Source organism: Marmoricola sp. RAF53 (assembly GCF_052114005.1).
In the GTDB taxonomy this organism is placed as follows: Bacteria; Actinomycetota; Actinomycetes; order Propionibacteriales; family Nocardioidaceae; genus Marmoricola.
The window spans coordinates 1-19,553 of the sequence record NZ_JBFRDX010000040.1; the positions used below are offsets into that span (position 1 = coordinate 1).

17 protein-coding genes are annotated in these 19,553 nt (G+C 71.2%); 14 read left to right on the top strand and 3 right to left on the bottom strand.

Annotated elements, in window-relative coordinates:
* The 6 genes from infB to cobS all read left to right on the top strand — a co-directional run.
* A partial coding sequence (gene infB, locus AB4Y76_RS20765; protein ID WP_441928806.1) for a translation initiation factor IF-2 occupies positions 1-2,070 on the top strand: 2,070 nt, incomplete at its 5' end.
* A gap of 7 nt (positions 2,071-2,077) precedes the next feature.
* On the top strand, positions 2,078-2,500 hold the full coding sequence (locus tag AB4Y76_RS20770; RefSeq protein ID WP_441928808.1) for a ribosome-binding factor A: 423 nt from the start codon (positions 2,078-2,080) through the stop codon (positions 2,498-2,500).
* Entirely contained in the window at positions 2,497-3,399 is a 903-nt protein-coding gene (gene truB / locus AB4Y76_RS20775) for a tRNA pseudouridine(55) synthase TruB (protein ID WP_441928810.1), read from the top strand. The genes AB4Y76_RS20770 and truB overlap by 4 nt, the downstream gene beginning before the upstream one ends.
* Entirely contained in the window at positions 3,399-3,719 is a 321-nt protein-coding gene (locus AB4Y76_RS20780; RefSeq protein ID WP_441928811.1) for a DUF952 domain-containing protein, read from the top strand. Before truB ends, AB4Y76_RS20780 begins: the two co-directional genes overlap by 1 nt.
* A gap of 9 nt (positions 3,720-3,728) precedes the next feature.
* Entirely contained in the window at positions 3,729-4,667 is a 939-nt protein-coding gene (locus AB4Y76_RS20785) for a bifunctional riboflavin kinase/FAD synthetase (protein WP_441928813.1), read from the top strand.
* Positions 4,664-5,440, top strand: coding sequence for an adenosylcobinamide-GDP ribazoletransferase (cobS, locus tag AB4Y76_RS20790; RefSeq protein WP_441928815.1), 777 nt, complete (start codon positions 4,664-4,666; stop codon positions 5,438-5,440). Before AB4Y76_RS20785 ends, cobS begins: the two co-directional genes overlap by 4 nt.
* Positions 5,441-5,459: 19 nt before the next feature.
* On the opposite strand, the gene AB4Y76_RS20795 is transcribed toward cobS, so the two are convergent.
* The 3 genes from AB4Y76_RS20795 to AB4Y76_RS20805 all read right to left on the bottom strand — a co-directional run bounded on the left by AB4Y76_RS20795 (position 5,460) and on the right by AB4Y76_RS20805 (position 10,211).
* Positions 5,460-6,428: an IS481 family transposase gene (locus AB4Y76_RS20795; RefSeq protein ID WP_441928817.1), complete on the bottom strand. Its 969-nt coding sequence runs from the start codon at positions 6,426-6,428 to the stop codon at positions 5,460-5,462.
* A gap of 101 nt (positions 6,429-6,529) precedes the next feature.
* Complete coding sequence (locus AB4Y76_RS20800) at positions 6,530-8,719, bottom strand: molybdopterin-dependent oxidoreductase (protein ID WP_441928819.1); 2,190 nt, start codon at positions 8,717-8,719, stop codon at positions 6,530-6,532.
* 52 nt (positions 8,720-8,771) lie between these two features.
* A complete protein-coding gene (locus AB4Y76_RS20805) occupies positions 8,772-10,211 on the bottom strand; it encodes a polysaccharide deacetylase family protein (protein ID WP_441928821.1) in 1,440 nt (479 codons plus the stop codon).
* Between the two features lie 172 nt (positions 10,212-10,383).
* On the opposite strand from AB4Y76_RS20805, the gene AB4Y76_RS20810 reads away from it, so the two are divergent.
* The 8 genes from AB4Y76_RS20810 to AB4Y76_RS20845 all read left to right on the top strand — a co-directional run bounded on the left by AB4Y76_RS20810 (position 10,384) and on the right by AB4Y76_RS20845 (position 19,511).
* Positions 10,384-10,725 carry a PadR family transcriptional regulator gene (locus tag AB4Y76_RS20810; RefSeq protein ID WP_441928823.1) on the top strand — a complete coding sequence of 114 codons (342 nt, stop codon included), beginning with the start codon at positions 10,384-10,386 and terminating at the stop codon, positions 10,723-10,725.
* Entirely contained in the window at positions 10,722-11,834 is a 1,113-nt protein-coding gene (locus tag AB4Y76_RS20815) for a hypothetical protein (protein ID WP_441928824.1), read from the top strand. Before AB4Y76_RS20810 ends, AB4Y76_RS20815 begins: the two co-directional genes overlap by 4 nt.
* A 136-nt stretch (positions 11,835-11,970) precedes the next feature.
* The gene (gene rpsO / locus AB4Y76_RS20820) at positions 11,971-12,246 is read left to right on the top strand and encodes a 30S ribosomal protein S15 (protein ID WP_441928826.1); all 276 of its coding nucleotides are present in this window, start codon (positions 11,971-11,973) and stop codon (positions 12,244-12,246) included.
* A 267-nt stretch (positions 12,247-12,513) separates the two neighbouring features.
* The gene (locus tag AB4Y76_RS20825; protein WP_441928828.1) at positions 12,514-14,754 is read left to right on the top strand and encodes a polyribonucleotide nucleotidyltransferase; all 2,241 of its coding nucleotides are present in this window, start codon (positions 12,514-12,516) and stop codon (positions 14,752-14,754) included.
* Positions 14,755-14,840: 86 nt separating this feature from the next.
* Positions 14,841-16,046 carry a M16 family metallopeptidase gene (locus AB4Y76_RS20830; protein WP_441928830.1) on the top strand — a complete coding sequence of 402 codons (1,206 nt, stop codon included), beginning with the start codon at positions 14,841-14,843 and terminating at the stop codon, positions 16,044-16,046.
* A gap of 95 nt (positions 16,047-16,141) precedes the next feature.
* Positions 16,142-16,858 (top strand): SDR family NAD(P)-dependent oxidoreductase, encoded by a 717-nt coding sequence (locus AB4Y76_RS20835; RefSeq protein ID WP_441928832.1) that lies wholly within the window; start codon positions 16,142-16,144, stop codon positions 16,856-16,858.
* A 162-nt stretch (positions 16,859-17,020) separates the two neighbouring features.
* Positions 17,021-17,773: a 4-hydroxy-tetrahydrodipicolinate reductase gene (gene dapB / locus AB4Y76_RS20840; RefSeq protein WP_441928834.1), complete on the top strand. Its 753-nt coding sequence runs from the start codon at positions 17,021-17,023 to the stop codon at positions 17,771-17,773.
* Positions 17,774-17,909: 136 nt separating this feature from the next.
* Positions 17,910-19,511, top strand: coding sequence for a M4 family metallopeptidase (locus tag AB4Y76_RS20845; RefSeq protein WP_441928835.1), 1,602 nt, complete (start codon positions 17,910-17,912; stop codon positions 19,509-19,511).
* Positions 19,512-19,553 lie beyond the last annotated feature (42 nt).

Genomic DNA, 19,553 nt, shown 5'->3' on the forward strand with positions numbered 1-19,553 from the left:
CGTCCCGGCGCCCCGGCGCGTGCCGGTGCTCCCGGCCGCGGCGGCTTCGGCGGTGGACCCGGCGGTGGCGGTGGCGCCCCCGGCGGCGGTCCCGGTGGTGGTCGTCCCGGTGGCGGCGGTGGCCGTCCCGGCCAGCGCGGCAGCACCCAGGGCGCCTTCGGTCGCCCGGGCGGTCCGTCGCGTCGTGGTCGCAAGTCGAAGCGGGCGCGTCGCCAGGAGTTCGAGCAGATGGAAGCGCCGACCATTGGCGGCGTGCGGGTCCGCAAGGGCAACGGCGAGACCATCCGGCTCGCCCGCGGCTCCTCGCTGACCGACTTCGCCGACAAGGTCGGCGTCGACCCGGCCTCGCTGGTGCAGATGCTGTTCTCGCTCGGCGAGATGGTCACCGCGACCGAGTCCGTCAACGACGCGACCCTCGAGCTGCTCGGTGAGGAGCTCAACTACGTCGTCGAGGTCGTCTCCCCGGAGGACGAGGACCGCGAGCTGCTCGAGTCGTTCGACCTCGAGTTCGGCAGCGACGAGGGCGACGAGGGCGACCTGGTCGTCCGGCCGCCGGTCGTGACCGTCATGGGTCACGTCGACCACGGTAAGACGAAGCTCCTCGACGCGCTCCGCAACGCGAACGTCGTCGACAAGGAGGCCGGTGGCATCACCCAGCACATCGGTGCCTACCAGGTCCACGCGGACGTCGACGGCACCGACCGCCGGATCACCTTCATCGACACCCCGGGTCACGAGGCGTTCACCGCCATGCGTGCCCGTGGTGCCCAGGCGACCGACATCGCGATCCTCGTGGTCGCGGCCGACGACGGCGTGATGCCGCAGACGGTCGAGGCGCTCAACCACGCCAAGGCCGCCGGTGTCCCGATCGTGGTCGCGGTCAACAAGATCGACAAGCCGGAGGCGGACCCGACCAAGGTCCGCGGCCAGCTGACCGAGTACGGGCTGGTCCCCGAGGAGTACGGCGGCGACGCGATGTTCGTCGACGTCTCCGCGAAGTCCCAGCTCAACCTCGACAAGCTGCTCGAGGCCGTCGTCCTCACCGCCGACGCGTCCCTGGACCTGCGGGCCAACCCGCACCAGGACGCTCAGGGCCTCGTGGTGGAGGCGCACCTGGACCGCGGTCGCGGCCCGGTCGCCACGATCCTGGTCCAGCGCGGAACGCTCCGCGTGGGTGACTCGATCGTCGCCGGCCCGGCCCACGGCCGTGTCCGCGCGATGCTCGACGAGCACGGCGAGAACATCGAGGAAGCCGACCCGTCGCGTCCGGCGATGGTCCTGGGTCTGTCCGGCGTGCCGGGTGCGGGCCAGAACTTCATCGTGGTCGAGGACGACCGGATGGCGCGTCAGATCGCCGAGAAGCGCGAGGCGCGCGAGCGTGCCGCGATGCAGGCGAAGCGTCGCGTCCGCCGCAGCCTCGAGGACTTCATGGCCTCCATGGAGAAGGGCGAGAGCCAGGAGCTCAACCTCATCCTCAAGGGCGACGTGTCCGGTTCGGTCGAGGCCCTCGAGGACGCGCTGGCGAAGATCGACGTCGGCGACGAGGTCAGCCTGCGGGTCATCGACCGCGGTGTCGGTGCGATCACCGAGACCAACGTCGACCTGGCGGCCGCCTCGGACGCGATCATCATCGGCTTCAACGTCCGCCCGCAGGGCAAGGCGACCGAGATGGCCGACCGCGAGGGCGTGGAGATCCGGTACTACTCGGTCATCTACCAGGCCATCGAGGAGATCGAGGCCGCGCTCAAGGGCATGCTCAAGCCGGAGTACGAGGAGTCGGTGCTCGGCCAGGCGGAGATCCGCGCGATCTTCCGCTCGTCGAAGATCGGCAACATCGCGGGCTGCATGGTCACCAGCGGCACCATCCGTCGCAACGCCAAGGTCCGCCTGATCCGCGACGGCTCGGTCATCGTGGAGAGCGCCGACCTGGCCTCGCTGAAGCGCGAGCGGGACGACGCCTCCGAGGTCCGCGAGGGCTTCGAGTGCGGTCTCGTCATCAAGGGCTTCAACGACATCAAGGAAGGCGATGTCGTGGAGGCCTACGAGATGCGCGAGATTCCGCGGAGCTGACGTCGGGTTGCCGCGAGCCTCGGGCTCGCGGCAACCWCCGCTCCGTGATCGAGGGCGCGTCAGCGGTGACACCCAGCAGGCGACGGTCTTCTACACCGCGCTCAACATCGACGGGCAGAGCGGGGAGCCGGAGGACCTGGCGGCGACGGCTGCGGCGCTGGAGTCGGCCAAGGGCCTGATCCGGTCCGAGGTCGCCAAGCAGCTCGGCATGCGGCACGCCCCGAGCGTCGAGTTCATCCACGACGCGCTCCCGGAGACCGCGCGGGCGATCGACGACCTGCTCGAGAAGGTGCGCGAGCAGGACGCCGCCGTCGCCGAGGTCGCGACCGGGGCGGTGTACGCCGGCGAGGCCGACCCGTACAAGAAGCCCCGCGAGGCCGACGAGGACCTCGAGGACCTCGAGGACCTCGACGACTCCGACGACGAGTGAGCAAGGGCAAGGTCCCCGGACCCGGCGGGCTGGTGGTCGTCGACAAGCCGGCCGGGGTGACGTCGCACGACGTCGTCGCCCGGGTACGGCGCCTCGCCGGCACCCGGAAGGTCGGCCACGCCGGCACGCTGGACCCGATGGCCACCGGCGTGCTGGTGATCGGGGTCGAGCGCGCCACCCGGCTGCTCGGCCACCTGCTGCTGACCGACAAGACGTACGACGCGACGATCCGGCTCGGCAGCGCCACCACGACCGACGACGCCGAGGGCGAGGTCGTCTCGACCAGCCCGACCGACGGGGTCGACGAGGACGCGGTCCGCGCCGGGCTCGCGGCGATGGTCGGTGAGATCGACCAGGTGCCGTCGGCGGTCTCCGCGATCAAGGTCGACGGCCGGCGCGCCTACGACCGGGTCCGGGCCGGCGAGACCGTCGAGCTGGCGGCCCGGACGGTGCGGATCGACGAGATCACCGTGCACCGGTACGCGCCGGGTCCCGACGGGATCGACGTGGACGTGACGGTGCGCTGCTCCAGCGGCACCTACATCCGGGCGATCGCCCGCGACCTCGGCTCGGCCCTCGGCGTCGGCGGCCACCTGACCGCGCTGCGGCGGACCGCGGTGGGCGAGTTCGACCTCGGCGTCGCCCGCACGCTCGAGGAGCTGGCCGAGGCCGAGGACTTCTGGTCCACCGAGGTGCTGCCGATCGCCGCGGCTGCCCGGCGCACCTTCCCGGCGTACGAGCTGGACGCGACCCAGGCGGCCCTCGTCCGGGTCGGGCGCAAGCTCCCGCTGGACCTGCCCGCCGAGGGGCCGGTGGCCGTGTTCGCCCCGGACGGCGAGTTCCTGGCCCTGTACGAGCTGGGGGGCGCGCTCGCGCGGCCGGTGGCGGTGTTCGTCTGATGGACCGCATCTACCACCTCGCCCTGCTCTCCGACTGGGAGGCCGCGCAGGCCGCCGGCGACTACCGGGTCTCCACCCGCGGCGTCACCCTCGAGCAGGAGGGTTTCATCCACGCCTCCCGCGCGGACCAGTGGCGCTCGGTGCTGGAGCGCTTCTACGCCGACGTCACCGAGCCGCTGGTACTGCTGGTCGTCGACCCGGCACTGCTCACCTGCGAGCTCCGCTCCGAGCACGTTCCGGAGGCGCGCGACACCTTCCCGCACCTCTACGGCCCGCTCAACCTCGATGCCGTGGTCGAGGTGCGGAGCCCGGAACAGTAGTCTCAGCCCGTGCGAGTGTGGCGTTCCCTGGAGCAGGTGCCGGCCGATCTCGGCCGCACCGTCGTGGTCATCGGCAACTTCGACGGGGTGCACCTCGGGCACCAGCACGTCGTCGCCCGCGCCCGGGAGGTCGCGGACAACGACGGCGCGCGCCTGGTCGCGGTCACCTTCGACCCGCACCCGATGGCGGTGCTCCGCCCGGACCACGCGCCGCTGACCCTGACCGACGTCGACGCGCGCTGCGTCCTGCTCGTCGAGGCCGGAGCCGACGACGTCCTGGTGATTCCGTTCAGCCGCGAGATCGCGGCCTGGTCGCCGGAGGAGTTCATCAGCCGGGTCCTGGTCGACGGGCTGAACGCCCGCTCGGTCGTGGTCGGCGCGAACTTCCGGTTCGGCAACCGTGCGGCCGGTGACGTGGCCACGCTGACCGAGTCCGGCAAGAGCCACGACTTCGTGGTCGACGGGATCGCGCTCGACGGCGGCCCGCAGGTCTGGTCCTCGACGTACGTGCGCACCTGCCTGCTCGCCGGGGACGTCGAGGGTGCGGCCGAGGCGCTCGGCCGGCCGTACGCGATCACCGGGCACGTGGTGAAGGGCGACCAGCGCGGCCGCGACCTCGGCTTCCCGACCGCGAACGTGCCCACGCACGGCCTGGCCGCCCCCGCCGACGGCGTGTACGCCGGCTGGCTGCGCCGCCTCGACGACCCCGGCTCGGCGCCGCTGCCGGCCGCGATCTCGGTGGGCACCAACCCGACCTTCGACGGCGAGCGCGAGCGCCGCGTCGAGGCCTACGTCCTGGACCGCACCGACCTGGAGCTGTACGGCGTCCCGGTCGAGATCTCGTTCGTCGCCCGGCTCCGCGGCATGGTCGCCTTCGAGGGGGTCGACGCGCTCATCGAGACGATGAAGGGCGACGTCGTGAAGACCCGCGAGGTCCTGGGGGTTTGAGGCGGGCAGCACGCGCGGCTCTTGCCGCGATCACCTTCCTGACCGTGCTCCCGCTCGGGCGCAAGGTCGCCCTGGACGGGACCGACGTCGCCCGCGGATCGATGCTCTTCCCGGTGGTCGGGGCCGCGATCGGCGCCGCCTCCGGCGGCACCGTCTGGCTCCTCGGTGACCACCTGCCCGCCCTGCTCGCCGCCGTGCTCGGGGTCGCCGTCGGGGTCGCGCTGACCGGAGCGCTGCACCTGGACGGCCTCGCGGACTGCGCGGACGGGTTCGGCGCCCGTACGCCGGAGGACCGGCTCCGGGTGATGCGCGACCACACGAACGGCACCTACGGCGGCGCCGCCCTGCTGCTGGATCTGATGATTCGCGTGGCCGCGCTCTCGGCGGTGGCCGGGACGCGCGAGGCCCTGGCGTTCACCGTCGCGGCCGGGGCGCTGTCCCGGACGGCAGGCCCGGTGCTGGCGGCCTGGCTGCCCTATGCGTCTGACCGCCCGGGTGCGGGCGAGGCGCTGAACGCGCACCCGAGTCACTCGCGCGCGATCGCCGCGGGTTCGCTGGGCGTGCTGATCTCGTTCCTCGCCCTGGCTGGGCTCGGGATGACGGACGGGACCCCAGCGGGCTGGAGTGCTGCCATGGTCGCGACGATCGTGGTCGTCCAGCTCGTCGGGCTGACCGCGCGCGCCCGCCTCGGCGGTGTCACCGGCGACGTGATGGGCGCCTGCTCCGAGCTCGTCGAGCTCGCCGTGCTCGTCGTCCTGGTCGCCTGGCTCTAGGTGTACTCGGCTGACACGTTCATGACAGTCGGCTGATCGGCGGTTGGCCTCCGAGGGCTGAGTGGCGTCGTCCAGTGTTGTAGAACTCCAGCCACGGTGCCAGTGCGGCGCTGCGAGCTGTGTTGGTGAGGAAGACCTGGCGGTAGGCCCACTCGATCTGGATGGTGCGGTTGTAGCGCTCGACCTTCCCGTTCTGCCAGGGGCAGTGGGGACGGATGAACACATGCTTGGCGCCGAGTGCTGACATCGCGGCGGCGACGTCGTTTGAGCGTTTGTAGCTGAAGTGGTTGTCGGTCATCACGCGCTCGATGTGGGTGATGCCGAAGGTCTCGAAGTAGGCGGCGGCACGGAGCAGGAAGGCCGCGCAGGTCGGGCCCTTCTCGTCCGGGAAGATCTCGGAGTAGGCCAGGCGGGAGTGGTCGTCAACGAGTGAGTGCACGTAGTCGAACCCGATCCGGGCCTTCTTCTTCGCCGCGGTGCTGCCCATCTGGCGGCCATGGGCTTTCCAGCCACCCCCGTCGGGGATCTTGCCGATCTTCTTCACGTCCATGTGGGCCAAGGAGCCGGGATAGGGATGCTCGTAACGGAGTGCGGTGCTCTTCGAGGCTCGAATGACTTCACCGGTCAACGGATCGCACTCGCGCAGCAGCGGGACCCGGTGGCGCCACAGGATCGCCGAGACTGTGCGCGGTGCCAGCCCCAGCTCCGGGCCGAGCCAGTCTTGGCCGCGGCGTTCTGTCTGGCGCAGCTGCAGTACCCGCTGCTCGACCTCCCGCGAGGTTCGGCGCGGGCAGGAGTGTGGGCGCGATGAGCGATCGACCAGGCCAGCGTCGCCCTCAAGGCGGAACCTCTTGACCCAACGGTGCGCGCACTGCCGGGATACGCCGAGTTCCTTGGCAACGTGGGAAGCCGGCCGGCCATCCTCGATGACTCGGGTGACGAGCAATCGGCGACCGTGGACATTCAAACGGGCATTAGCGTGGGACACGAGGGCCTCCTTGCGATGTAGAGACGTCAGACATCTCCACTAAGCCGGGAGGTCCTCCCGTTTCACAAGGGCCGCGTCACCAACGTCCCTGCCGAGTACATCTAGGCGACGGCCGGGACCAACGCCTCGACGGTGACCGGCACCCCGCTCAACGCGGCGTTGCCGCTGACGTCGAGCCGGTCCGGGTCGGTGAGGTCGTTGATCGAGACTCCCGGCACCGTGCTGGCGTGGGCCAGCCGGGTGCCCTCGACCTGGTGGCCGTAGCCGTGCGGCAGCGAGACGACGCCGGGCATCATGTCGTCCGACGCGGCCACCTCGACCTCGACGGAGCCGACCCGGGAGCTGACCCGGACCACGGCACCGTCCTCGAGCCCGCGTTCGGCCAGGTCGCCGGGGTTCATCAGCAGGTGGTGGCGCGGCTTGCCGCGGGTCAGCCGCTCGGAGTTGTGCAACCAGGAGTTGCAGTCCTGCTTGTGCCGGCGCCCGATCAGCACGAGCTCGCCGGGACCGGGGACCGGGAGCGAGGTGCGCAGCCGGTCGAGGTCCGCGACGAGCGGCGCCGGGGCCAGGTCGATGGTCTTGTCCTTCGTCGCGAGCCGGCCGGGGAGCGTGGGCCGCAGCGGCCCGAGGTCGACGCCGGCTGGGTTCTTCCGCAGCTGGCGCATCGAGGTCTTGCGGCCCGTGGTGAGCAGCAGCGCCACGATCGCGGTCGGGCTCATGGTGAGCCGGGTCCGGTGCAGCACCCGCGCCAGGAGCGGCTTCTTGTTCGCGATCCGCTTCTCGACGCGCAGCGCGAGCTCGCGGAAGATCTCCCAGTCGTGCAGCGCGTCGTCCGCCCTGGCGAGCACCGCCGGGGTGAACCGGGCGGTGTTGCGCACGCTGAGCATGTGGAAGACCAGGTCGTAGTGGTCCCGCTCCAGCGCCGTGGTCGGCGGCAGGATCACGTCGGCGTGCCGGGTGGTCTCGTTGAGGTAGATGTCCACGCTCGCCATGAAGTCGAGCCCGGAGAGCGCCTCGCCGAGCCGGCGGCCGTCCGGGGTGGACAGCACCGGGTTGCCGGCGATGGTGAGCACCGCCCTGATCTGGCCCTCGCCGGGCGTCTCGATCTCCTCGGAGAAGCAGGAGACCGGCAGCTCGCCGCCGAACTCCGGCATACCGCGGACCCGGCTGCGCCAGACGTCGAAGTGGCCGGGACCGAGCAGCCCGTTCTTGGCCGCGTCGATCGCCGGCTCCGGGAAGAGCACGCCGCCGGGGCGGTCGAGGTTGCCGGTGAGCATGTTGAGCAGGTTGATCGCCCACTGGCACAGCGACCCGAAGCCCTGGGTCGACAGCCCCATCCGCCCGTACGCCGCGGCCCCGTCGGCGGCCGCGAACTCCCGGGTGATCCGCCGGATCTCGTCGGCCGGCACGCCGCTGACCTGCTCGGCGTACTCGGGGGTGAGGTCGCTGATCGCGGCTTCCAGGACGTCGCTGTTGCGCAGGTACGCCGCCGGCCGGGTCAGGCCCTCGGCGAACAGCGTGTGCACCATCGCGAGCAGCACGACGGCGTCGCTGGCCGGCCGGACGAAGTGGTGCTCGGTGGCGACCTTCGCGGTCTCGGTGCGCCGCGGGTCGAGGACGACAAGCTTGCCGCCGCGGGCCTTGAGCTCGCGGACCCGCTGCGGGAAGTCCGGGACGGTCCAGAGCGAGCCGTTGGAGGCCATCGGGTTGGCGCCGAGGACGAGCAGGTAGCTGGTCCGGTCGAGGTCGGGCACCGGCAGCAGCAGCTGGTGGCCGAACTGCAGCATGCCGACGTACATGTGTGGGATCTGGTCGACCGAGGACGCGGAGAACTTGTTGCGGGTCTTGAACGTCTTGATCAGCTCGAACCCGTGCGTCATCGCGCCGAGGGAGTGCGCGTTCGGGTTGCCGACGTAGGTGCCGAGGGCGTTCTTGCCGTGCTCGTTGACCGCGGCGGCGATGCCGTCGGCGACCAGGTCGAGGGCCTCGTCCCAGCCGATCTCGGTCCAGGTCGCGTCCGCGCCGGTGCCGGTCCGGCGTACGGGGCGGCGGAGCCGGTCGGGGTCGGTGTACACGTCGGCCAGGGCCACGCCCTTCGGGCAGATGTGGCCGCGGGAGAGCGGGTCGGCGTCGTTGCCCCGGATCGAGGTCACGGCGCCGTTCTCCAGGGTCAGCTCGAGGCCGCAGATGGCCTCGCACAGGTTGCAGACGCCGAGCCGGGTACCGGTGAAGTCGGCGGCGACGGGTCCGCCGCCGAGGTTGAGCAGCGGGAGCGGGGGGAGGGGGGCCATGGTGCGATGCTCGCACCACGGTCCCCGGCACGCCAGGGTTTCGCCGCCGCGGTCAGGAAACCGCCGCGCCCACCACGGCGTAGGTGCGCAGGAAGGTCCGGGCCGTCCCGTGGCCGGACAGGACGTAGCCGTTCGCCGGAACGGCCATGTTGCCGACCCCGTTCGCGACCTGGGTGACCACGCCGTTCACCACCGCCGCCTCGTAGCCGAACTCGTTGGTCCCGGTGCTCGCCCCGGTAGCGGGGGTGTACACGATCAGGTTGTTGGTGCGCCGGACCGCGTCGACCCCGTCGACCGCGAGGGTCTGACCGCTGATCGTGACCTTCGTCGTCGGGTACGGCGGCGGCGGCGGGGGCGGCGGGGGCGGCGGGGGCGGATCGCCCATGTTCGGGATGTTCACGCTGGCGCCGACCGGCGCGTAGGTGCGCAGCCAGGTAGCCGACTCGCCGTGGCCGGAGAGGACGACGCCGCCGCTGGGGATCGCCATGTTGCCGACCCCGTTCTGGACGGCGGTCACCTTGCCGTTCACGATCGCCACCTCGGTGCCGTACGCGTTCGTCCCCGTGGTGGCGCCCTTGACCCGGGTGAACAGCACCATGAAGTTGGCCGCCCGGTAGGCGTTGATGCCGTCGATGTGGTGCGTGCGGGCGCCGATGTAGACGGTGTCCGGGTCCGGGACCGGGTCGTCCCCGTACGGCGGCGGCTGGACGGCGCCGCCGACGACCTGGTCGACGGTCCTGATCGTCGTGCTGGCCGGCCGGGTCTGCAGCCAGTCGAGGAGCGCGGTGAAGGTGCCCAGCGGGATCGAGTTGCTGTCCGCGGGGTCGTCGCTGATGTGGTGGAAGACCAGCGGGACCCAGCCGCCCTGGTCGTCCTCGGCCTGGGTGACCATCGCCTTGATCTGGTCCAGGGAGTACGCCGGCCGGATCGTCGCGGGCGTCCGGATCTCGTACGGGTTGGCCGGTGGGATCGACTCGGCGGTCGGGCAGCGCAGGCAGCTGGTCGGCGACTTGAGGTCGCTGGTGATCCGGGCCGAGTTGTAGCCGCAGTCCCGGACGGCCTGCTGGATGGTCGGGTCGTTGGCCCCGAACGGGTAGGCGAACGAAGTGACCCGGTAGCCGAGGTTGATCAGGTTGGTCCGGTCGGCGCAGATGTTGTCCTTGGCCGCCTGCGGCGTGAGCGTGGTGAGGTCCTCGTGGTTGAGGGTGTGCCCGCCGATCTCGAAGCCGGCGTCGGCGTACGACTTGAGCTGGGCGCGGCTCATGTACGCCGCGTTGAAGCCGACCCGCTGGCTGTTGACGTACATCGTGGCCTTGATGCCGCGTGCCTTCATCAGGTCGAGCGCCGGGATCGTGTCGGCGTAGGTGTCGTCGAAGGTGATCGAGACGACCGTCGGTGCCGCGGCCGTGGCCGTGGGTGCGCCGAGGGCGAGCTGGGCCGAGATCAGGCCGAGCAGTCCGGTCAGGACGAGTGCCGCGTTGCGTCTGTTCATGGTGTTTTCCCCCAGGTGGATCTCCGAGTGGCGCAGGTGGGGCGCCGCTCGGAGACGGTCCATCGTCCGTCGGCGCAGCGCATCGCCGCATCGGCCCGGAGGGGTGAGGACGACACGCCGAATGCTGGAGCGTGGTCCGCAGTACTGCGGAATGCGTAGTACTGTCCCGTGCATGGATACCACCCAGCTCCTCAAGGGCGTGCTGGACCTGGCGGTGCTCGCCGTGGTCGACGGCGAGGACGGCTACGGCTACGACATCGTCCGGCGCCTGCGCGACGGGGGACTCTCCGACGTCGGGGACGCCTCGGTCTACGGCACGCTGCGCCGGCTGTACTCGGCCGGCGCGCTGACGTCGTACGTCGTGCCGAGCGAGTCCGGCCCGCACCGGAAGTACTACGGGATCACGCCGACCGGCAGGTCCCAGCTCGAGCGCCAGGCCGACGACTGGCGCACCTTCTCCACCACCGTCACCACGCTTCTCGACAAGCAGAGCCTGGAAGGGGTCACCGCATGAACACGACGGTCATCGTTCCCGAGGTCCAGGCGTTCGTCGCCGCCGTGCGCGGCCACCTGGCCGACCTCGACGCCGACGAGCAGCGCGAGATCCTCGACGGCCTGGAGGCCGACCTCGGCGAGCTGGTCGCCGAGCAGGGCCCCGGAGCGCTCGGCGACCCGGCGGCGTACGCGGCCGAGCTGCGCTCCGCGGCCGGACTGGTGGCCGACGCCGCCCCCGCCGGGCGCAAGCGCTCGGTGCGCGCGGCGACCACGGCCTTCCTCGACGCCTGCCACGCGCGCTACGACGCCCTGGTCGGGCGGCTGCCCGGCGATGCCGGGCCGGTGCTCGCCTGGCTGCGCCCGCTCTGGTGGGTCGTCCGCGCCTGGGTCGCGGTCGAGCTGGTGCCCGTCCTCCTCGGCAACGGGGGGACCCGGTTCCAGGTCGTCCCGAACCTGCGCGGCCTCGGCTGGCTGCTCCTGCTCGCTGCCGTCGCCGGCAGCGTCGGAGTCGGGGTCGGCCGGGTGTGGCCCGGCGGGAAGCGGGGCCTGCTGGCCCGGCTGCTCCTGCTCGCGCTGAACCTGGTGGCCGTGGCCGGCGCCGTGGCCGTGCTCGACGGCGCGAACAACGACGGCCGGTACTGGGCCGGGTACGACCGCGGCTACCAGCAGGCACAGGCGGAGACGCCGGGCGTGACGGAGACGGGGGAGAAGGCCGGGATCTACAGCAACGGCAAGTGGGTCTCCAACGTCTTCCCGTACGACGCCCAGGGCCACCCGCTCGCCGGAGTCCAGCTCTTCGACCAGACCGGCAAGCCCCTGAACGTGATCACCCAGCCCGAGTACGGCTCTCCGGAGCTGGCCGACGACGGGTCCGTCGTCGCGGGCTCGGCGCAGGTCGACCCGGTCACGGGCGAGGAGCTGCCGCGGATCTTCTACCCGTGGACCAACGGCGCGGCCCAGCTCTACAACGTCTTCCCGCTGCCGAGCAGGGTCCAGCACGGCGAGGCCCTCTCGCCGACCGCGTTCTCGGAGGCCGACAAGCCGGCCGTCGGCCCGTTCCCGCTCGCGTCGGTGCCCGCGGCCTCGCTGCCCGGGATCGCCACCGGTGTCCAGAAGCAGGCCCGCTGACCTGCGGGAACGCTCGATTTCGGCATCTCGCGCGGCGCTGTTAACCTTGAGCGTTGCCGTCTATCGGCCGCGGATTCCAGTGCCCGGAGGAACATGCCCCGGCGCGCCGCGCTGCGAAACAAGGAAGGGAGCTCACGTGTCCATCGGTACCGACGCGGAGACCAAGAAGAAGATCATCGCCGAGTACGCCACCGTTGAGGGCGACACCGGCTCCCCGGAGGTGCAGATCGCGCTGCTGTCGCACCGCATCGCCCACCTCACCGAGCACCTCAAGACCCACAAGCACGACCACCACAGCCGTCGGGGGCTGCTGCTCCTCGTCGGCCAGCGCCGCCGTCTTCTCAACTACCTCGAGAAGACCGAGATCGAGCGGTACCGCTCGATCGTGCAGCGCCTCGGTCTGCGTCGATGACCTCCACGCGGCGGTTCGCCTTCCAGGCGGGCCGCCGCGTGCTTTAAGTTCTGGATCGCGGCCCGTCGGGCCCGCCCAGAACCGCACAACTGAACACCACCATCACCAGGAGCGGCCCGCGATCGCCGGCCCGGTCCTCGGTAGTGGCCTTCGGAGCAGGAGTTCCGCGGGCCTCGATCGAAGACCGGCCATTCCCGCCTCGAACACGAGGCGCCGGGCTTGCCCGCTTGGGCTCGCGGATCGCTCCGCGAAGAGAAAGGGACTCCCTTGAACGAGGGCCCTGTTGTTTCCACCGTCGAGACCGTGATCGACAACGGCAAGTTCGGCACCCGGACCGTCAAGTTCGAGACCGGCCTGCTCGCCCGTCAGGCCGCCGGCTCCGTGACGGCGTACCTGGACGAGGACACCATGCTGCTCTCGGCCACCACGGCCGGCAAGCAGCCGAAGGACCACTTCGACTTCTTCCCGCTGACGATCGACGTCGAGGAGCGGATGTACGCCGCGGGCCGGATCCCCGGCTCGTTCTTCCGCAGCGAGGGTCGTCCCGGTGAGGACGCGATCCTGGCCTGCCGCCTGATCGACCGCCCGCTGCGCCCGACCTTCAAGAAGGGTCTGCGCAACGAGGTCCAGGTCGTCATCACCGTGATGGCGCTCAACCCCGACGCCCAGTACGACGTGCTCGCGATCAACGCCGCGTCCGCGTCCACCCAGCTCTCCGGCCTGCCGTTCTCCGGCCCGGTCGGCGCCACCCGCGTCGCCCTCATCGAGGGCCAGTGGGTCGCCTTCCCGTCGCACAGCCAGACCGAGAAGGCCGTCTTCGACATGGTCGTCGCCGGTCGGGTCACCGACACCGGTGACGTCGCGATCATGATGGTCGAGGCCGAGGCCACCGAGCAGACCATCGAGCTCATCCACGGCGGCGCCACCGCGCCGACCGAGGAGGTCGTGGCCGGCGGTCTCGAGGCCGCCAAGCCGTTCATCAAGCAGCTCTGCGACGCGCAGGCCGAACTCGCCAAGCAGGCCGCCAAGCCGGTCCAGGAGTTCCCGATCTTCCTCGACTACGAGGACGACGTGTACGCCGCCGTCGAGGCCGCCGCGAAGGACGAGACCGCTGCCGCGCTGACCATCGCCGGCAAGCAGGAGCGCGAGGACAAGCTCGACGACATCAAGGCGGGCGTGCTCGAGAAGCTCGGCGCGCAGTTCGAGGGTCGCGAGAAGGAGATCGGCGCGGCGTTCCGCTCGCTGAACAAGTCGCTGGTCCGCCAGCGGGTGCTCCGCGACAAGGTCCGCATCGACGGCCGCGGCCTGACCGACATCCGGGCCCTCTCGGCCGAGGTCGAGGTCCTGCCCCGGGTGCACGGCTCGGCGCTGTTCGAGCGCGGCGAGACCCAGATCCTCGGTGTCACCACGCTGGACATGCTCAAGCTCGAGCAGCAGCTCGACGGTCTCTCCCCGGAGAAGTACCGCCGGTACATGCACAAGTACATCTTCCCGCCGTTCTCCACCGGTGAGACCGGCCGGGTCGGCTCGCCGAAGCGCCGCGAGGTCGGCCACGGTGCGCTCGCGCGCCGGGCGATCCTGCCGGTGCTGCCCTCGCGCGAGGAGTTCCCCTACGCGATCCGCCAGCTCTCCGAGGCGATGGGCTCCAACGGCTCGACCTCGATGGGCTCGGTCTGCGCCTCGACGCTGTCGCTCCTCCAGGCGGGTGTCCCGCTGAAGGCGGCGGTCGCCGGTATCGCCATGGGCCTCATCTCCGACGAGGTCGACGGCAAGACCGAGTACGTCGCGCTCACCGACATCCTCGGTGCCGAGGACGCGTTCGGCGACATGGACTTCAAGGTCGCCGGCACCAAGGAGTTCGTCACCGCCCTGCAGCTCGACACCAAGCTCGACGGCATCCCGGCCGACGTGCTCGCCGGTGCGCTGACCCAGGCCCGCGACGCGCGCCTGAGCATCCTCGAGGTCATGGCCGAGGCCATCGACGGCCCCGAGGAGATGTCGATCTACGCGCCGCGGATCATCACCGTGAAGGTCCCCGTCGACAAGATCGGCGAGGTCATCGGCCCCAAGGGCAAGGTGATCAACCAGATCCAGGAGGACACCGGCGCCTCGATCTCGATCGAGGACGACGGCACCGTCTACATTGGTGCGACCAACGGCGAGGCGGCCGAGGCCGCGCGTGCCGCGGTCAACGCGATCGCGAACCCGACGATGCCGGAGATCGGTGAGCGCTACCTGGGCACGGTGGTGAAGACGACCAACTTCGGTGCGTTCGTCTCGCTGATGCCGGGCAAGGACGGCCTGCTGCACATCAGCAAGCTGCGCGGCCTGGCCGGCGGCAAGCGCGTCGACAACGTCGAGGACGTCGTCTCGGTCGGCCAGAAGATCCAGGTCCAGATCGCCGAGATCGACGACCGTGGCAAGCTGTCGCTGGTCCCGGTCGTCGACGGCGAGGAGGGTGCCGAGGACGGCGCCTCCGAGGAGTCGACGGAGTCCGCTGAGGCGTGACCCTCGCCGCAGAACAGAAGCCCGGCACGACCCGCACCCTCATCGAAGGGGTCCGCAGGACCGTCCTTCGCGGGGGGCTGCGGGTCGTGACCGAGCACGTCCCCGGTGTCCGCTCCGCGGCCATCGGGGTCTTCGTCGGGGTCGGTTCCCGGGACGAGGCGCCGACGCTGAACGGCGCCTCCCACTTCCTGGAGCACCTGCTCTTCAAGGGCACCCCGACGCGCTCGGCGATGGACATCTCCTCGGCGCTGGACGCCGTCGGCGGTGAGTTCAACGCCTACACCGCGCGCGAGTACACCTGCTACCACGCGCGGGTGCTCGACGAGGACCTGCCGATGGCGGTCGACGTCCTCGGCGACATGCTGACCGCGTCGCTGATCACTCCCGAGGACGTCGAGGCCGAGCGCGAGGTCATCCTCGACGAGATCGCGATGCACGACGACGACCCCGACGACGTGGTGCACAACCTCTTCGCCGCGCACGCCTGGGCCGGTTCGCCGCTGGCACGCCCGATCGCGGGCACCGCGGAGTCGATCCGGGCGCTCACCCGCGCCCAGGTCAACCGGTACTACCGGGGCCGCTACACCGCCCCGGCGATGACCGTGGCCGTGGCCGGCAACGTGCAGCACGCCGACGTGGTCCGGCTGGTGAAGAAGGCGTTCGCGCGCAACGACTTCCTGGCCGACGTGGACGCGGTCCCGCTGCCGCCCCGCCTGGCCACGAGCCCGCGGGCGACGAAGCCCGGCGACATCCGCACGACCCGCCCGTTCGAGCAGGTCAACCTGGTCCTCGGCATGCGCGGCCTGACCCGTTCGGACCAGCGGCGCTACGCGCTCGGGGTGCTGAACGCGGCCTTCGGCGGCGGGTCCTCCTCCCGGCTGTTCCAGGAGGTCCGGGAGCGCCGCGGGCTGGCGTACTCGGTGTACTCGTTCGCGACCAGCTACTCCGACGCCGGCATGGTCGGCGTCTCCGTCGGCTCGCTGCCGACGAAGTCGGGTGAGGTGCTCGAGGTGGTCCGCGACGAGCTCGCCCGCGTCGTCTCCTCGGGGCTGACCCAGGACGAGCTGGAGCGGGGCCGCGGCCAGATGCGCGGCGGCCTGGTGCTGAGCCTGGAGGACACCGGCTCCCGGATGACCCGGCTCGGCGAGGTGGAGCTCTTCCAGGACCGGCTGCTCTCGCTCGACGAGGTGCTGGCCCGCCTGGACGCGGTCACCCTCGAGGACGTGCACACGCTCGCCGCCGACCTGTTCAACCGTCCGGAGACGCTCGCCGTCGTCGGCCCGGAGAACTAGTCCGTTCGGTACCTGAGCCTGTCGAAGGTAGAACAGGTTCTAGATTCGCGATAGCCTCCGGCCAACGCTCACCCGTCGGCCAGGAGGCTTCTCGCATGTCCCAGCGCGTCATCGTCATCACCGGAGCGGCCTCCGGAATCGGCCACGCCACCGCCGAGCTGTTCCGCGACCTCGGCGACACCGTCTTCGGCCTCGACATCGCCCCGACCGTGCCCGAGGGTGTCACCTACCTGGAGTGCAACGTCGGCGACCGCGCCTCGGTGGAGGCCGCGATCAAGACCGCCGGCGAGGCGCACGGCCGGATCGACGTGCTCGCGAACGTCGCCGGCGTCGTCCAGTTCGGCCGCTTCGACCAGATCACCGACGCCGAGTGGGACCGGGTCCACACCGTCGACCTCAAGGGCCCGTTCATGACGATGCAGGCCGCGCTGCCCTACCTGCGCGCCTGCGGCGGCAACATCGTCAACGTCTCCTCGGTCGCCGGCCGGGTGCCGCAGGCCTACACGACGGCGTACTCGGCGGCCAAGGGCGGGCTCACCCAGCTCACCCGCTCGCTCGCCCTGGAGCTCTCCCCGGAGAACATCCGCGTCAACGCGGTCTGCCCGGGCACCGTGGACACCCCGATCGTCTCCCAGGTCGCCGAGATGTTCCCGCCGGACCTCGACCCCCGGGTCGCCGACCGGCTGATGATGATGCTCCCCGGCAAGGCGATCTCCCCGCGCGAGCTCGGCTCTTCGATCGTCTACCTCGCCTCGGCCGAAGCAAGGATGATCACGGGCTGCGTACTAGCCCACGACGGCGGCATGAGCTGACCAGCGCCGCGACACGCGGCCCCTGGCTGCGTTGTCGTCGGTCGACGTCCGCTCCGCTGCGCTCCGCTGAAGGACGCCTTCCCTCCTTCGCCTTGCCATGCGCCACGTCTCGCGACGCTGGCCGAGCCCATGGTGCGGACCCGACGTCACTAGGCTTGCCGCGTGAGTGAACTCAAGGTCGGGGTGCTGGGCGCCCGGGGCAAGGTCGGGCGCGAGGTGTGCGCGGCGGTGGACGCCGCCGAGGACATGAGCCTGGTGGCGTCCCTGGACGTCGGCGACTCCCTGGAGGACCTGGTCGCGGCCGGCGCCGAGGCGATCGTCGACTTCACCCACCCCGACGCGGTGATGGGGAACCTGGAGTTCTGCATCGAGCACGGCATCCACGCCGTCGTCGGCACCACCGGGTTCGACGACGACCGGCTCGCGACGCTGCGCGCGCAGCTCGCCGCCAGCCCGGCCACCGGCGTCCTGATCGCGCCCAACTTCTCCATCGGCGCGATCCTGATGATGCGGTTCTCGGCGCAGGCCGCGCGCTACTTCGAGTCCGTCGAGATCATGGAGCTGCACCACCCGGACAAGGCGGACGCGCCGTCCGGCACCGCGCGGCGTACGGCGGAGCAGATCGCCGCGGCCCGCCGCGAAGCCGGCCTGCCGGCACCCCCCGACGCCACCTCGACCGGTCTCGACGGTGCCCGTGGCGCCGACGTCGACGGGATCCGGGTGCACGGGATGCGGATCCGCGGGCTGGTCGCCCACCAGGAGGTCGTCCTCGGCGGCCCGGGGGAGACCCTGACCATCCGGCACGACTCGCTCGACCGGATCTCGTTCATGCCGGGCGTGCTGCTCGGCCTGCGCCGGATCGGTGGAGCCCCCGGGCTCACCGTCGGGCTCGAGACCTTCCTCGCGCTCGACTGATTGAAACGGAACGGATCCCCCCTGCACGTTTCTGCAATTCAGGGATTGACGGATTCCCGCCGGGTACCGGCCGGGGGAGGGTGACCTCGAGGCGCCGTGCGGCGCCTCGGCACCCCTCCCGGAAGGAACCCCTCCCATGCGCAACCCCGCACGCCTGACCGGCCTGGCCCTCGTGGCCGTGCCGGTCGCGGTCGTCACCGGCCTCACCCAGGCCCCGGCCGCGAGCGCGGACCACCACTCCCGCGCGGAGGCCGCGATCGCCGCGGCCGAGCAGCACGCCGGCACCACGAAGTTCGGGGACCACCAGTCCCTGGTCGCGACCGGCACTCTGGTCGACCCCGACGGCACCGCCCACGTGCGGCTGCACCGGACCTACCGCGGCCTCGAGGTCGTCGGTGGTGACCTGGTCGTGCACACCAGTCGCTCGGACGCCTGGAAGGGCACCAGCCAGACGCTGGCGTCGGACCTCGCGCTGGCGACCACCCCGGCGGTGGCGCGGACGACGGCCGAGACCCGTGCGCTGGTCCCCAGCGCGGTGACCCGGAAGATCCGTGGTCAGCGGGCAGAGGGTGCGGCCCTCGTCGTGGACGCCACCGCCGCGCAGCCCCGGCTGGCGTGGCGGGTGCTGAGCAGCGGCGTGCAGTCCGACGGGACCCCCAGCCGGCTCGCGTCGTACGTCGACGCCCGGACCGGTGCGCTGATCCGGACCGAGCAGGAGATCCAGACCGCGGACGGCTCCGGCCAGTCCCTGTACGGCGGCACGGTGCCGCTGCAGCTGACGCTCTCGGGCTCGACGTACCAGCTCAAGGACGCGACCCGGGGCGGGACGTACACGACCGACATGGGCAACGCCCAGGACAGCCAGCTGTGCAGCCTGCTCGGCTTCGGCTGCAAGACCGGGACGCTGTTCACCAGCCCGGACAACCTGTTCGGCAACGGCACCACGAGCTCGCGGGAGTCGGCGGCCGTCGACGCGCAGTACGGCACGAACATGACCTGGGACTTCTACAAGACGACCTTCGGCCGCAACGGCATCTTCGGCAACGGCACCGGCTCCTACAACCGGGTGCACTACGGCTCCGGCTACAACAACGCCTTCTGGGACGGCACCAAGATGACCTACGGGGACGGCGACGGCACGAACTACGGCCCGCTCACCTCGCTGGACGTCGCCGGCCACGAGATGAGCCACGGCGTCACCGAGAACACCGCGGGGCTGAGCTACTCCGGTGAGTCCGGCGGCCTGAACGAGTCGACCTCGGACATCTTCGGCACGATGGTCGAGTTCTTCGCCGGCAACGCCAGCGACCCGGGCGACTACCTGATCGGCGAGCAGTTCGACAAGAAGAAGCACCTCGGCTTCCGCCGGATGGACAACCCCGCGGCCGACGGGTCGTCGGTGAACTGCTGGTCCTCGAGCGCGAAGAACCTCGACGTGCACTACTCCAGCGGGATCGGGAACCACTTCTTCTACCTGCTGTCCGAGGGCTCCGGGGCGAAGACGCTCAACGGCGTCGCCTACAACAGCCCCACCTGCAACGGGTCGACCGTGACCGGGATCGGCCGCGACGCCGCCGCCCGGATCTGGTACCGGGCGCTCACCGTCTACATGACGTCGAGCACGAACTACTCCGGTGCCCGGACCGCGACGCTGAACGCGGCCCGGGACCTCTACGGCGCGACCAGCGCCCAGAGCAGCGCCGTCGCCTCCGCGTGGAGTGCGGTCAGCGTGTCCTGAGCCCCCTCAGGAGCGACGGGCCCGCGCCGGGAGGCGCGGGCC